This window comes from Verrucomicrobiota bacterium, from assembly GCA_016871535.1.
In the GTDB taxonomy this organism is placed as follows: domain Bacteria; phylum Verrucomicrobiota; class Verrucomicrobiia; order Limisphaerales; family SIBE01; genus VHCZ01.
Map to the genome: position 1 here is coordinate 13,258 of VHCZ01000023.1, position 14,957 is coordinate 28,214.

Consider the following 14,957-nt stretch of genomic DNA (forward strand, 5'->3'; position numbering starts at 1 on the left):
TGCAAATCGGCGATACGGCAGGTCCAACTCTGCGCTACGGGGAAATGGACCTTCGCGACGGTTTACGCGATCGCCTTCTTGATCACCTCACCCGCCACATCCGTCAGCCGTTCGTCGCGGCCATTGTGGCGGAAAGTCAGGCGCGTGTGATCGAGTCCGAGCAGGTGCAAGAGAGTGGCGTGAATGTCGTGAACGTGAGTTTTCTCCTGCTCGGCGCGCAGGCCTACGGCATCGGTCGCGCCGATGACCCGTCCGCCTTTGACGCCGGCGCCGGCCAGCCACATGCAGAAGCCGTGGGGATTATGATCGCGGCCGTCCGAACCCTCACTCATCGGCATCCGGCCAAATTCTCCGCCCCAGACGACGAGGGTGGAGTCCAGCAGCCCGCGCGACTTCAAATCTTTCAGCAAACCGGCGATGGGCAAATCACTTTGAGCGCAAAGTTTGGCGTGATTGTCTTCCACAGCGGAATGGCCGTCCCAGCCGTTGGTGTCGCCGCAGTAAAGTTGCACGAACCGCACGCCGCGCTCGATCATGCGCCGCGCCAGCAGGCAGCGGAGGCCAAATTCGGCGGTCGTTTTGTTGTCCAGGCCGTAAAGTTTCTTCGTGGCTTCGCTCTCACTCGAAACATTGACGACGTCCGGCGCGTGGGCCTGCATGCGAAACGCCAGTTCGTACGCCGAAATGCGCGCCGCTAACTCCGATTGCTCTTCCCCGGCCCTCAGGTCTTCGCGGTTGAGCCGGTTGATGAAATCGACCGTGGCTTGCTGCTGTGCCGCGCTGATTCCTTTCGGGGTATTGAGGTGCAGAATAGGCGATTCGCCGCCGCGCAAAATCGTGCCTTGATAAACGGCGGGCATGTAGCCGTTGCCCCAGGCGGGCGCGCCGCCTTTGACCCACCCGCTCGGATCGGGCATGACCACAAACGCGGGCATGTTCTGATTTTCAGTGCCCAATCCATAAGTCGCCCACGCGCCCAGGCTCGGTCGCCCCATCAGAATCGATCCCGTGTTCATCAAATAGACAGACTCCGGATGCGTGACGCTGTCGCCATAGCAACCGCGCAAGAGGCAAATGTCATCCACGCAGCCGGCGATGTGGGGCAGAAAATCCGAGACATCCATTCCGCATTGGCCGTGCTTTCGGAACGGACGAACCGGCGCCATGAGTTTGTTCTTCGCCACCGCGCGGCGCGTCTTGAACGTGCCGAACGATTCCGGAATCGGCTGGCCCGCGAGGCGAATCAAGTCCGGCTTCAGGTCGAACAAATCGACCTGGCTCGGCCCGCCGGACATGAACAGAAAAATGACGCTCTTGGCTTTGGTCGGGAAATGCGGCGGCTTAGGGAGCAAAGGATTGACCGGCGTTACGCGGCCCGCCGGCGTGTCGCCTGCCAGCAAACCGTCGGCATCCAGCAAGGAAGTCAGCGCCAGCATCCCGAATCCGCAGCCGCTGCGCCGCAGGAATTCGCGGCGTGAGGTGGGCCTGGTTTCGGGTCCGTTCGGTCCCGTGCAATGGCAGCTCATGGCTTTGAGGAAGAATACACCTTTCCGGCGAAGAGAACAGAAGGAAAAATGGTGAGAGCGGTAACGAAAATGAACTGGTTGCGATGGATTGCGCTCGTGTCGGCGCTTCATTAGCACTCCGCTCCATACGTGTTTAGCGTGGTAGGGACGGATTCCACTCCGTCCCAAATCAAGCCGCGAGGCAGACCGCCGCCCAGGAAGAGACGATGGATCAACGGAGGCTCCTGGTTTTTCCGTTGTCCGTCTGTCCCTTCAAGAGACGCCCCAAGGATTAGTCAGGGACCACCAGGGATATTCTCCTTCGTCGCGCCTGAGCCCAAATGCGATGCAACAAAGTGTATTCTATCCCACGGTCTGATCAGTACACCCCGCTGAAGCGGAGTGTTATTAATAATGAGACGAACCGAAGAGGTAATCTGTCGTTCCGAGTTCGAGATGGTCCAGGCTGGTTAGGATTCCGGTCTCGCTAATCCACGTACACGAACGCATTCAAGTTGAACAGCGCGCGGCACAGCTCGCTCAACGGCGCATTCTGCAAGAATGAGCCGGCTATTGCTTGCTCCTTCTCCGAAGGCCCGCGCCCCAGAATCAATCGATAGGCCAGCGTGACGCGCGCCGCATTCGTGCCGGCTTCACTCGTCAGGCGCGCCGCGGTGACCTCGCTGGCGGTCATCACTTCGTCCGCGTTGAGCAAGGTCAGCGATTGCGGCGCGGACGTGCTGCGCGGGCGATCGGGACAGGTCAAGTTGCTGTCCGGTGCATCGAACACTTCGAGAAAGGGAAACCGCAAGTTGCGCCGCGCAAAGATGTAGATGCTGCGGCGATTGTGCTCGGCGGCGTTCTTGCTCACAGTCCAACCTCTCGATCCTTTGAACACGTCCTCAGGAATGGCCGGAAAAACTCCCGGCCCGCCGATCTGTCGATTCAATTCTCTGCTGATCGCAAGCAAACTGTCGCGGATGACTTCGCCTTCGAGCCGCTTCCGCTGCCAGCGCGAGTAAAGCCGATTTTCCGGATCGCGCTCAAGCGCCTCTTCCGAGGCCCGACTCGACTGCTGATAAACCGATGAAAGCAGCAAGAATTTGTGCATCTCCTTGACGCTCCAGCCTCGCGCCACGAATTCGCTCGCCAGCCAATCCAGCAATTCCGGATGCGACGGACGTTCGCCTTTCAAACCGAAGTCGCTCGGAGTCGGCACAAGACCGCGTCCGAAATGATGTTGCCAGATGCGGTTGACCATGACGCGGGCGGTGAGCGGGTTGTTGGGGCTTGCGATCCATTCCGCGAGCGTGGTCCTCAGAATTGCGGTCGCACGGTGAGCACTCTGCTCTCCAATTTGAAATTTGAGATTTGAAATTTGAGATTCGCCCAGCACGGCCGGAAATCCCGGCTGCACCTCGTCGCTGGGCCGGTTGTAGTCGCCCCGCGCCAAAATGAAGGTCTTCGCGAGTTTCCCTTTGGCCTTCTGCAGAGCCATCGTCATCGGCAAAGGCGAGGGCTTCGGATATTTGGCCAGCGCCTCCTTGGCAGTTTTATGGCGTGCTCGGTCCTCCTTGCTCATGGCGTTGAGCATCTCCTTTTCCATGACTTCGACGAGAGCCGCGGTTTCTTGGATTTGGTTGACCTGCTCGGTCGTGCGTTCGGCGGGAGGAGTCTTGTGCGCCGCCTGCGCTTCGGGCGAAAGTTTGGCCAGCTTTTGCTCAAAAATCTTTTGGCGATACGGCGCTTCGATCGCCGCGATTTCTTCCTGCTCCTTAAGAGTCAGTTGACTGTATTTCAGGAGCGCGGACTGGTGCGCGGCTAACTCCTCGCGCCGGGGCGCCGGTAGATCGTCGCGGAAAGTGGCTGGGGTGAAAAACGCTTGAAAGCGGTAGTAATCTTTCTGGGAAAGCGGCTCGAATTTGTGGTCGTGGCAGCGCGCGCAACCCATCGTCAAACCCAGGAATGCCGAAGCCGCCGTGTCCGTCATGTCGTTGAGCCGGTTGAGCCGGCGCTGAATCTGGTCCGCTGAATCCACCATGTCCGGTCCCAAAAGATTGAACGCGGTCGCGATCAACGCTTCGGGTTCGTCCGGATACAACTCGTCGCCCGCGAGTTGTTCCTTGATGAACCGATCGTACGGCTTGTCGGCATTGAACGATTGCACGACATAGTCGCGATAGCGCCAGGCGTGAAACCGAACGGCGTCATGCTCGAAGCCGTCCGTCTCGGCGAATCGCGCCACGTCAAGCCAATGCCGTCCCCAGCGCTCGCCATAGTGCGGCGACGCCAGCAACCGATCGATCAGGTTCGCGTACGCGTCCGTTGAAGTGTCTTTCGAGAACGCATCGATTTCGCTCAGCGTGGGCGGCAGTCCGATCAGATCAAAGGTGGCGCGGCGGATCAGTTCCTCCTTGGTCGCCGATGTGGCTGGCGGAACGCCCTTCGCTTCCAACAACGCCAGGATGAAATGATCCACAGGCGTCTTGAGCCCGCGAGTGTCTTTGACCGCCGGGGGTGCAATGCGGTTGACCGGCTGGAATGCCCAATGCGTGCGAGCGCTGGTTGCGAAAGGGACTTCAGTGACACGAGCATTCTGGTCAGCCTCTTCCGGGGCAGGATCTGCCGAAGCAGGCCCGCGAATCGCTATCACGACGAAGGCGCAGAGGATCAAGGCGTGAACTGCCTGCATGGTTATATTCTTGGCCTCTCCCGTGCGTTCGGTCAACTCGTCATGGCGCTTTCCCATACCGGACTTGCTTACGCTCAGTTTACTCTGTTACCTCCTGTTTGAAACCATGAGCGTCACCGACAAATCATCCGCAAGTCCGGAAGACATCTATTGCGTTCAAACCAAAGCGCCCGGGCCGGCCGGCGCGTTGCCGCTGACCGAAGAAATGCTTCTGAATCGTCCCAGCGGCGACATTTTCGGCCTGAGCCAGAACGCGGGCATGGGGTGGGACCCGCGCGAACTCGGCCGCAAACAATTCTTGATTCTCAGCACGCAAGGCGGAGTGCGCGCGCCGGATGGCCGGCCCATCGCGCTGGGTTATCACACCGGCCATTGGGAAGTCGGCTTGCTCGTGCAGGCGGCGGCGAATGAACTTCGCGCGTTGAAAACCCTCCCGTTCGCCGCGTTTTGCTCCGACCCGTGCGATGGTCGCACCCAAGGCACGCCGGGGATGTTCGACAGCTTGCCGTATCGCAACGACGCCGCGCAAATCTTTCGCCGTTTGATTCGTTCGCTCCCGACTCGCTCCGGCGTCATGGGCGTCGCGACGTGCGACAAAGGGCTTCCGGCCATGATGATGGCGTTAGCGTCCATGCACAACCTGCCCGGGGTCCTCGTCCCTGGAGGCGTGACGTTGCCGCCTTCGGATGGTGAAGATGCCGGAGCGGTGCAAACGATTGGCGCGCGCTTCAGCCACGGCCTGCTTTCACTTGAGCAAGCCGCGGAACTCGGCTGCCGGGCTTGCGCTTCGCCAGGCGGCGGCTGCCAATTTCTGGGCACGGCCGCAACCTCGCAAGTGGTCGCCGAAGCGCTCGGTATCGCGGTGCCGCATTCCGCTCTGGCTCCATCCGGGCAACCCGTCTGGACGGATGCGGCAGTCCGTTCGGCGCGCGCGGTCACGCTTTTGGAAGAACGCGGAATCCGCATGCGCGACGTTCTGACCGACGCCAGCATCCGCAACGCCATGGCCGTGCACGCCGCGGTGGGCGGTTCGACGAATCTGCTCCTGCACATCCCGGCCATTGCGCACGCGGCCGGTTTGCGCCGCCCGACGGTCGATGACTGGATCGCGGTCAATCGCCGCGTCCCCCGGATTGTCGATGTCCTGCCGAATGGGCCGAGGAATCATCCCACGCTTCGGGTCTTTCTCGCCGGCGGCGTGCCGGAAGTCATGTTGCACTTGCGGCATCTGGGAATTCTCGAAACAAACGTGCTCACCGTGGCGGGAAAATCTCTGGGCGAAGTTCTGGATGAATGGGAGAAATCCGAGCGGCGGCAGCGATTCAAGGAAATCCTCACACGCGAAGACGGCGTCAACGCCGACGATGTCATAATGCCGCCGGACCAGGCGCGGGCCAAGGGCTTGACCAGCACGATCACTTTCCCGCGCGGCAACCTCGCGCCGGAAGGAGCGGTTATCAAGAGCACGGCCATTGATCCAAGCGTGGTCGATCACGACGGCGTCTATCGCAAGGAGGGGCCGGCGCGGGTCTTTGTGAGCGAAAAAGAGGCGATGGCCGCGATCAAAGCAGGCCGCCTCCAGGCCGGAGATGTCATGGTGTTGATCGGCTGCGGGCCAATGGGGACCGGGATGGAGGAAACCTATCAACTCACGTCTGCGCTCAAGCATTTGCCGTTTGGCAAGCACGTGGCGCTGATCACGGATGCGCGGTTCTCCGGCGTTTCCACCGGCGCTTGCATTGGTCATGTCGGCCCTGAAGCGCTGGCAGGCGGGCCGATGGGCAAGCTGCGCGACGGCGATTGGATCCGAATCGTGATTGATCGCACTCGCCTGGAGGGTAGCGTAGATTTCGTCGGCGAAGCGGACCGGCGCTTCGAGCCGGAAGTCGCCGCGAAGATTCTCCACGAACGACCGCCACACGATCGGCTCGCGCCAAATCCAGCTTTGCCCGATGATACGAGGCTCTGGGCGGCGCTCCAGCAAATCGGCGGCGGCACCTGGGGCGGCTGTATTTATGACGTGGAGGGGATTCTGGAGCGCGTAGCCAGGTGAGCGGGCAGAATCTACTACTGTATCAGAAAATTGGGCGCATCTGTACCCTGCCCGTGATTTCAGAGTGGACCGGACCGCGGCGTTTACGCCGCCTCCGCGGTCAACAGGCCGAGCGTGCCCAAACTTCCAATGCGCTTTCAATGGCCGGCGTTTAAGCGGTCTGAAGACCGCGGTCCGTCTTGGTTTTGGTCGGGGGCAGTGTTCGGATGCCCCCCCTGGGCCCCGGTTTCAAGTTGTCGGCACGTTGAATTCAGCCTATGGTTCCCATCACACCAAGCCGACGCCAGAAGCGCTTTTGGAATCCGCCGACTTGCGGTTGAGGTCTCGATTCGCAAGGACGCGATGGCCGCTAAAATGCCGATCTTGCTATGAAAACTCCTGCTTCCTGCATCCCGACGAACCTCCCCCTCATCCCGGCCCTCTCCCGCTCCGAAGAGGAGAGGGTGTCCGGAGGAAGGGTGAGGAGGAAGTTTAGTTGGCCAACGTGCGAGGCTTCGCTTGGGCGAATTCTCTCCCAAAATCCTCGCCCCTCGAATGGCTTCACGCTCATCGAACTCCTTGTCGTGATCGCAATCATCGCCATCCTGGCCGGAATGCTGCTGCCGGCGCTGGCGAAGGCCAAATCGAAGGCGCAGTCCATCCAATGCGTCAGCAACGGGCGCCAGATTATGTTGGCGGGGAAAATGTACACCGACGACAACAACGGGAAACACGTCGTCACTTACATTTATCCTCCCTACACGAGGGGGCTGGTGACCTGGTTTCAATTGCTCCAGCCGTATCTGAGCAGCACGAATATTCTCCTGTGTCCCGCGCGCAAAGGCAAACCGTTGAACCTCGAACGCTGGGATGGCATTCCGGTCACGGCGCCGACGGTCTCGGACTACGCGATCAACCACCAGATGGCCGGCGAACTTAGCCATTACGTGGGTTACAATCACAAACCGGAGATCACTCTCCGCAATCCTGCGCGGACCGTCTTCATCACGGACTCAGGCACATGGGCCGAAGCCAACAAAAAACCGGCCGTTACAACGAAGTCGAAAACCAAGTTCGGCGCCTGGATGCTGGGCGATCCGCAAGTCGGGGATTGTCCAGGCTGCGTGACCGGCGACAATCCGAATTGGTGCGGGCCTCACCTTCGTCACAACGAACGCAGCACGGTGGGCTTCGCTGATGGGCACGTGGAAAGCATGCGCGCCAATTGGTATTATGGCAACACGCCCTGGCTCGACCCGCTGCGGGGAGGAGAGTAGGCGGGAGTGGTGGAGTGGTGGAGTAATGGAGTATTGGTCCCACCATCACTCCATCACTCCATCACTCCATTACTCCATCACTCCATTACTCATTACTTCATTACTCCACCACTCCAGCCCTCTTACGCCAGAATCTCCTGAATTACCCGCCCGTGCACGTCGGTGAGCCGGCGGTCAATGCCATTGTGCCGGAAGGTCAGTTTCTCGTGATCGATGCCAAGGAGGTGCAGGATCGTCGCGTGGATATCATAGACCTGCGTGGGATCGCTTCGGTCGGCCGGTTTGTAGCCCCATTCATCGCTCGGCCCAAAGCTCAGGCCGCCTCTGACGCCTCCGCCTGCAAGCCAGTTGGTGAAACAGAACGGATTGTGGTCTCGGCCTTTTCCGCCTTGCGCGCAGGGCATCCGCCCAAATTCCGTCGTCCAGAACACAATCGTGTCGTCAAGCATCCCACGCTGTTTGAGGTCTTGGATCAAAGCGGAGGCGCCCCGAGCCATGCCGATGGCCAGCGGCCCGTGGTCACGCTGGATGTCTTCGTGGGAATCCCAATTGCGGCGAGGAAACCCGTTGTCGTTGCCGGACCAGATCTGCACGAAGCGCACGCCTCGTTCGAGCAGCCGCCGGGCGACCAGACATTTGCGGCCAAAGTAATCGGTCTCTTCGATGGGATTGATTTCTTTGTCGAACGTCTGCCGGCGATGATTCAGCCCGTAGAGGTCGAGGATATAGTCGGGCTCTTTGGAAATATCCAGGGCTTCGGGCGCGGCCAGTTGCATCCGCGCGGCCAGTTCGTACGAGCGGATGCGGGCGTCCAGGCGCTCGTCTCCGGGGCGCAAATCAGCATGCTCGCGGTTCAACCGGGTCATGACCGCCAGAGCATCGGCGTCGCTTTGCTTCGTGATGAAGTCGCCTTGTTTGGCCGGGAACAGGTCTGTGATGGGATGGTCCGTGCCCGGCCAGATCGTGGTGCCTGAATGCCGGGAAGGCAGGAAAGCCGAGTGCCAGTTCTTCGGACCGTTCGAGGCGTATCCGCGGTGGTCAGGCAACACCACGAACGTCGGGAGATTCTCATTCAAACTTCCCAAGGCGTAACTCACCCAGCAACCCATTCCCGGAAATCCGGGCATCTGAAAGCCGGTGGCTTGCAGATAGGTCGCCTGGCTGTGAACGCCGGTCTTGCCGACGACATTGTGAATGAACGCGAGGTCGTCCACGCAAGAGCGGAGCGCGCTGACGATTTCACTGAGGTATTTTCCGGATTGGCCGTATTGCTTCCAACTCCAGGGCGACGCGAAGGTCGCGCCGTGGCCGTTCTGAAACAACTCCACTTTCTCGCCGGGATCCCAGGGCTGCCCGTGGCGCTTCAGGAGTTCCAGTTTGTAATCGAACGTATCAACGTGGCTGGCCGCGCCGCCCATGAACAATTGAACGACCCGCCTGGCTCTGGCGGGATAGTGCAGGGCACCCGTGAACACGCCCTCCGCGGCGGTTGGAGCCGCCCGCAGCCGCTCCTGGCCGAGCAAGCAACTCAACGCGATGCCTCCGAGCCCTCCGCCGGAAGCCCACAAGAATTCACGGCGAGACATGGGCGGTCGTGGCCGCTCCAGACGATGATAAAGCGAGGTGTTCATGAACGGAATTCTTTGGGCTTGTTCTTTGACCACGGATTTCGCGGATTTCGCGGATGAAGAAGCGGTTTATCCGTGTGATCCTTGTAATCCGTGGTTGAATCCGGTTCGTGGGGAGGGAGCATCGATCGTTGCATTTCGATGGATCGAGCGCACAGAGTTGTTCTCGGTGCGGAATGCCTCTTCCCCTCTCCTTGAGGGAGAGGGACAGGGTGAGGGGAAGCTGACATACGCAATCTACTCTTCCGGTTTACCGCGGAAAGTTTTCGCAAGGCTTGTTCATGCATCAAGCATTCGTCAGTCCACGAAAAGGAATTCGTTCAGGTTCAGGATAACCCGGCAGGTGTTCGCCAATCCATGTTGCTTCGCGTAATGGGCAAGTTCAGTCCGCTCCGGCGCGGACGGACGGCGTCCAATGGCCAGGCGAAACGCGGATTCGACTTTGTCCGCCAGTTCCCCGCCGGCTTTCTCCACGCGCGCCGCAAAGTGTTTCGCCATCGTCAGCATGAACGCGTCGTTCAACAACGCCAGAGCCTGGAGCGCGGAAAGAGTTTCGTTGCGCTTGTCCACCCGCATCGACGGGTCCGCGCAATCGAGCGTCGTCATGAACGGTTGCTGCTGCGAGCGGACGATAAACCGGTAAATCGAGCGCCGGTGCGAACGTGGGTCCTCCGGATCGTGCAGGTGATACTGATAGTGCGGAGAGTGCTCCGGCTTCTCGATCACGAAATCCTGAAAGCTCGGCCCGTAGAGCTTCGGGTCGAGTTTGCCGCTGACGAAGAGCACGCTGTCTCGGAGCGCTTCCGCTTCCAACCGTCGGCGGTTCATGCGCCAGTAATAAGCGTTGTTTGCATCGGTCTTCGCATGCGATTCGTTGGCCGCGGACACCTGCCGATACGTTGCGCTCGTGACCAGGAGGCGATGCAATTGCTTGAGCGATTGGCCGTGGTCCCGGAATTCCAGGGCGAGCCAGTCGAGCAACTCCGGATGCGTTGGCATTTGCCCCATGCGGCCGAAATCATCCGGCGTATCCACGAGGCCGCGTCCGAAGTGATAAAGCCAGACGCGATTGACAATGGACCGCCAGGTGAAGGGATTGCCTGGATCAGTAATCCATTGAGCCAGGGCCAGGCGCCGCGCGCCTTCGGCGTGTTCGGGCGGGAGATCGAAACGCGCCGGCAAGGCCGCCACAGATTTCAAAGCCCCAGGACGCGCCTCCGGGCCCGGATTCTTGACGTCCCCGCGGTTGAGAACATGAATCGGCCGAGGCCTGCCGCCCTCCGGTCCTGTGCCGCGGAACGCGCCGCTGCCGTAGTGAACTGTGCCCACGAAGGCCAGGTTTGGTTTGGGGAGCCTCGAAATCTCCGCATCCACTTGCGCAAGCAAGGTCGTGACTTCGCTCAGTTCCTTCTTCGTGTCCGCATCCATCGCTCGATCCAGCAACGCTTGCCGCTCCGTCTGCAATTTGGCCAGCGCTTCGGGATTGGCCTTGGCCTTTGTGTAGGTGTAGCCATCCACGAGGTTCTTCGTTTGCCATCGAACCGGCGCTTCGATGGCGTCGAGTGCGGTCACCCTTGCGCCCAACGCAGCGTTTTTCCCGTCGGAGTCGAGCACGCTCAATTCTCCGAGGGCAAAGATGTAATCGTCTTTGCGCGGCGCGAGCTTCGTGGCCGTCACCCGGACATAGCGCGCCGACTTGCCGTGGACGATGGCAGTCTGGGGATCGACACCGGGATTGGTGAAGTCGGCCTGCGTGTGATCGACGATTCGAACCGCGCCTGCGCTAAACTCCGCGTCGTCTGAAATCTCGATCTTGAATCGGACCGGAAAACCAAATCCCTCTCCGATGTTGTTGAAGTCGTCGTGGCAACCAACGTAGATCACTTTGTCGATAACCACCGGACGCCCGAGATCGACCTGGACCCACTTGATCTGGTCGGGCGTGGCTTCAATCTGGCTATGGTAGCCGAACTCCGGACGCGCCGCGCCACTGGACGCCTTGCGGGCGGCTTCGATCTTTTTCTCCAGATCAGCCAGTTCGCTCCCGCCAAGTTTCGCGATCTTCTCCTCGAGCGTCTTCTTCTGCTCGGCAAGCGCGCGTTGTCGGGCTTCCAGATTCGAGCGCTGCCGGGTCAACGAGGGATCGGAATAATACTTGCGATCGGCGCGGTCCAGCGCCGCGAACACCGATTGGAGGCTGTAGTAATCTTCCTGGGCGATGGGATCGAATTTGTGATCGTGGCATTGGGCGCAATGCACCGTCAAACTCACGAACGTGCCCATGGCGTTCGCGACCATATCGTCGCGGTCCAGGTGACGCGCGATCTTGCCGTCAATTTTGTCCTCCGGCACTTCCATGTGCCCGATCAAATCCCACGGCCCCGCCGCGATGAATCCCGTGGCCTCGATGCCGTCCTCTGTGTCGGGCGCCAGGACGTCGCCGGCGATTTGCTCCTGGACGAAGCGCGCGTAGGGTTTGTCCGCGTTGAACGCGCGAATGACGTAGTCGCGATAAGGCCAGGCGTTGGGGCGGGGTTTATCTTTGTCGTAACCGTGGGTTTCTCCGTAATGCACCACGTCGAGCCAGTGCCGCGCCCAGCGCTCGCCGTAGTGTGGAGAAGCCAGCAAGCGATCCACGAGATTCTCGTAAGCCTTGGGATTGGAGTCGGCAAGGAAAACGTCGATTTGTTCCGGCGTCGGCGGCAAACCGATCAAATCAAAGTAAAGCCGCCGGATCAACGTGCGGCGATCCGCTTCGGGCGACGGCGCGAGACTCTTCTCGTGAAGTTTGGTCAGAATGAACGCGTCGATCGGATTGCGAATCCACTTCAAATCCGCGCCGTGGAATGCTGGGACGGCGGGACGTTGAACGGGGCGGAATGACCACCCGTTATTCTGGTTCGCCTTGGCCGGTTCAGACGTTTGCCCGGCGTGTGCCGGTAAGATTGAGATCAAGGAATGCAAAAGCACGAAGCCCACAGCACGGCGAAGCCGCAACCGAGGGATGGCTGCAAAAAGGCGCAGAAGGCGCAAAGAAATCCCCGCTTTTGTGCCTTTTTGCGCGTTTTCGCGGCCAACAAAAATTTCTTCGCAGCGTGCGAGCCAGTTGCGCCATTGCAGGACAAAGCACGCTCTGAGTCGCAGAATGGGGAACCGTGAAGGCCCGCGAAGACCCGCGAATGCGAAAGCTTCCCATGAACCCGGGAGGGCTGCGTTGCCGCGCAGCCGGTCTTCTGTCGATACGGCGGCGCAACAGCACCGACCTACCGGACGCGTGGACCATGCCCACCGTCGGACGCCCTTGGAGCCATTCTGTGAATTCAGGTCAAGATAGCTCGCGCCCCGCGCCGACAAAGCCAAGGCCGCTGGTAGATGCTCCTTCCGCTTCATGAGTCTCCTGTTGCGAAACGAAAGGCCATGTGATTCGACGCGCTAAGTAACGTCGTTACTTTGGGACCAACCCGCCGCTTCGTCAACTCCGACCGAATTCCCGGAATTCCCGCGAATTTTGACCACGGATTTCGCGGATTCCGCGGATCGAGAAGCGATCGTATCCGTGCGATCCGTGCCACAAATTCCACAGGATTTCCACAAGAGCCCACAGCATTCAATCGCTCGGAAGGCCTTGTCGCTTACTGATCAGACCGTGGGATTGACGACAGATCGACCGGAGAACCGTAGCGCAGATTTTCAATCTGCGGTATCGCCGATTTCCAATCGGCAGGGCGCCGGCAAGTCCCAGCGGGCTCGGACTGGGAGACGCCCCGCAGAATACAATTCTGCGATACGGCAGAGTGCAACTCTGCGCTACGAGCTTTGTCGTCCATCCCGCGGACCAAGCAGTAACCAACAGGTTGACATTTGGCCTGCGCTCCGTTCCAGCAAACTATGCGTTCTTCAGCAAATCCCTGGGAGACGCTAGCCAGTCGCATGCTTGCGCTCTTGTCGTTGACGGACAGGGAACGGTCCGAATGTTCCTCGATGGAATTCCTGCCATGGAGGGTGCTGACCCCGGGGTTTTGATGGCGCAAGGTTCTTACGATCCCGCCCTCAATTTTGATTTTCATCGGAACCGGTGGACGAACCTGGTTCCGTTGCCGGGGCTGGAGTGCCGGAGAGGCCCGTTCGCGGCCTATTTTCCTCCGCTCGAGGCCGTCGTTGTCGTCGAGGGTTGTTTATCGTCCGATCCCTATCCGACGTATCCGCGCATGCACGTCTTCAGAACTGGCATGGACAAACAATTCGTCGAAGCCATGAGCGTTGGAACCCTCCCCGACAGCCGAAAAGGCGGGTTCGTCTGTTACGACCCCATCAGACGACGCTTGCTCAGCTTTTTTCAAAGCGGGATTTACGGGATCGGTCTGGAGTCCAGCCGAGGAACGGCAACGGCGAGCGATCCGGAAACCGGGTTTGTTGAACTGCCAGGAAATCCCAAACTGCCGTCTCGTTGGAAGCACGCTTTAGATTTTTAGCGAAAATTTAAGATGCGGTGTGGCATTTTTTCTTCTACCCTGCCGCCATGTTTGATCGTTGGGTTGCCGCAACGCTGCGCGAAAAACTGACCCGGCCGTTTGTTCACCTCGTATTCGGGGCCCGGCAGACGGGCAAATCCACCTTGATCCGGTCGCTGCTGCCTGAAGACGCGCTCGTGATAAATCTCGCCAACCCTATTGAACGCAGCCTGCACCTGGCCGATCCAGGGCGGTTCCTTGTCGATTGCCGGGCGCTCAAGCCCAAGGCGGGCGGGCGGTTCGTCTTTGTGGATGAGGCGCAGACGGCACCCGCGATTTTCGACGCCGTTCAAACGCTCTACGATGGCGACAAGCAGCGGTGGCGATTCGTCCTTTGCGGAAGTTCCGCCCGGAAACTCAGGCGCACGGGCGCCAATCTGCTCCCCGGCCGCAGCTTCTTGCACCGGCTGATGCCCCTGGTGCTGGCCGAGCAACCGCCGTCGGAAGATCCCAACTCGGATGCAGAATCACCGTTGCCGCTGGCGTGGCCAAAGGGGCGCACCCCAGATCATCCGTTTCGTTCGTGGGCGCTCGATGAGCGCCTGGCCTGGGGTGCATTGCCGGGAATTGTCGCGGCAGAGGAGAAAGATCGCGCAGACCTGCTGCAGGCATTCGCTGCGGTGCATCTGGAGGAGGAGATGCGCCGTGAGGCAATGGTCAATGATTGGGGCGCGTTTCTGCGTTTTCTGCGGCTCGCGGCGATGGAATCCGGACAGATCGTGAACTACTCCGCAGTCGCCCAGCAGACCGGCCTCTCGCTCCCCACGGTGAAGAACTATTACCAATTGCTCGAAGACATGTATGTCGGGGTGCCAGTGTCGGCGTGGTCGGGCAGCCAGCGCAAGAATCTGATGAGCGCGGGGAAATTTCTGCTGTTCGATCTGGGTATCCGGCACGCGGCGGCTGGCTTGCGGCCTGCGATCGAGACGGTGCAGGCCAATCCGGGGCCGCTTTTCGAACAGTGGGTGGGACTCGAACTCTGGCGGCGTCTTCATTACCTCGGAGGGGGCGGCTTGCATTACTTGCGTACCTACGCTGGCGCGGAGGTGGACTTTATCGTAGAACACGAGGGCCAACTGATTCCGGTGGAAGTGAAGTGGAGCGAAAACCCGGCGCCCGGAGACGCACGCCACCTCCTGACCTTTCTCGACGAGAACCGCAAGCGGGCAAAGCGCGGTTTCATTGTGTGCCGCTGCCGCCGCCCCATGCAACTTCATGATCGGGTCATGGCGATTCCCTGGCAGTGCCTTTGAGCGGTTTTTCGGCGCCCGGAGAAGGCGCAGAGATAAGACACGCTGTGCGAAACCTTTTA

At 60.1% G+C, this 14,957-nt stretch carries 8 protein-coding genes; 4 read left to right on the forward strand and 4 right to left on the reverse strand.

All coding sequences use genetic code 11. The features are described from left to right. Nucleotides 1-62 precede the first annotated feature (62 nt). A complete protein-coding gene (locus tag FJ398_05275; GenBank protein MBM3837366.1) occupies nt 63-1,526 on the reverse strand; it encodes a DUF1501 domain-containing protein in 1,464 nt (487 codons plus the stop codon). 466 nt (nt 1,527-1,992) lie between these two features. Next, nucleotides 1,993-4,254 (reverse strand): DUF1553 domain-containing protein, encoded by a 2,262-nt coding sequence (locus tag FJ398_05280; GenBank protein ID MBM3837367.1) that lies wholly within the window; start codon nt 4,252-4,254, stop codon nt 1,993-1,995. A gap of 49 nt (nt 4,255-4,303) precedes the next feature. Here FJ398_05280 and FJ398_05285 point away from each other — a divergent pair, with 49 nt between their 5' ends. Continuing rightward, nucleotides 4,304-6,250 (forward strand): YjhG/YagF family D-xylonate dehydratase, encoded by a 1,947-nt coding sequence (locus tag FJ398_05285; protein ID MBM3837368.1) that lies wholly within the window; start codon nt 4,304-4,306, stop codon nt 6,248-6,250. Between the two features lie 368 nt (nt 6,251-6,618). Further along, nucleotides 6,619-7,506, forward strand: coding sequence for a prepilin-type N-terminal cleavage/methylation domain-containing protein (locus FJ398_05290; GenBank protein ID MBM3837369.1), 888 nt, complete (start codon nt 6,619-6,621; stop codon nt 7,504-7,506). 122 nt (nt 7,507-7,628) lie between these two features. Here the strand turns inward: FJ398_05290 and FJ398_05295 are convergent, their stop codons facing one another. After that, the gene (locus tag FJ398_05295) at nt 7,629-9,092 is read right to left on the reverse strand and encodes a DUF1501 domain-containing protein (protein MBM3837370.1); all 1,464 of its coding nucleotides are present in this window, start codon (nt 9,090-9,092) and stop codon (nt 7,629-7,631) included. Nucleotides 9,093-9,431: 339 nt separating this feature from the next. Continuing rightward, entirely contained in the window at nt 9,432-12,524 is a 3,093-nt protein-coding gene (locus FJ398_05300; GenBank protein ID MBM3837371.1) for a DUF1553 domain-containing protein, read from the reverse strand. A gap of 605 nt (nt 12,525-13,129) precedes the next feature. Here FJ398_05300 and FJ398_05305 point away from each other — a divergent pair. Both FJ398_05305 and FJ398_05310 read left to right on the forward strand, forming a co-directional pair. Then, nucleotides 13,130-13,606, forward strand: a complete 477-nt coding sequence (locus FJ398_05305) for a hypothetical protein (protein MBM3837372.1) — start codon at nt 13,130-13,132, stop codon at nt 13,604-13,606. Nucleotides 13,607-13,653: 47 nt separating this feature from the next. Beyond that, complete coding sequence (locus FJ398_05310; protein ID MBM3837373.1) at nt 13,654-14,898, forward strand: ATP-binding protein; 1,245 nt, start codon at nt 13,654-13,656, stop codon at nt 14,896-14,898. The last annotated feature ends 59 nt before the right edge of the window (nt 14,899-14,957 follow it).

What these genes read in the sequence shown, in the direction of transcription:
- FJ398_05275 (MBM3837366.1), bottom strand. Translation starts at nt 1,526, where the DNA reads ATGAGCTGCCATTGCACGGGACCGAACGGACCCGAAACCAGGCCCACC.
- FJ398_05280 (MBM3837367.1), bottom strand. Translation starts at nt 4,254, where the DNA reads ATGGGAAAGCGCCATGACGAGTTGACCGAACGCACGGGAGAGGCCAAG.
- FJ398_05285 (MBM3837368.1), top strand. Translation starts at nt 4,304, where the DNA reads ATGAGCGTCACCGACAAATCATCCGCAAGTCCGGAAGACATCTATTGC.
- FJ398_05290 (MBM3837369.1), top strand. Translation starts at nt 6,619, where the DNA reads ATGAAAACTCCTGCTTCCTGCATCCCGACGAACCTCCCCCTCATCCCG.
- FJ398_05295 (MBM3837370.1), bottom strand. Translation starts at nt 9,092, where the DNA reads ATGTCTCGCCGTGAATTCTTGTGGGCTTCCGGCGGAGGGCTCGGAGGC.
- FJ398_05300 (MBM3837371.1), bottom strand. Translation starts at nt 12,524, where the DNA reads ATGAAGCGGAAGGAGCATCTACCAGCGGCCTTGGCTTTGTCGGCGCGG.
- FJ398_05305 (MBM3837372.1), top strand. Translation starts at nt 13,130, where the DNA reads ATGGAGGGTGCTGACCCCGGGGTTTTGATGGCGCAAGGTTCTTACGAT.
- FJ398_05310 (MBM3837373.1), top strand. Translation starts at nt 13,654, where the DNA reads ATGTTTGATCGTTGGGTTGCCGCAACGCTGCGCGAAAAACTGACCCGG.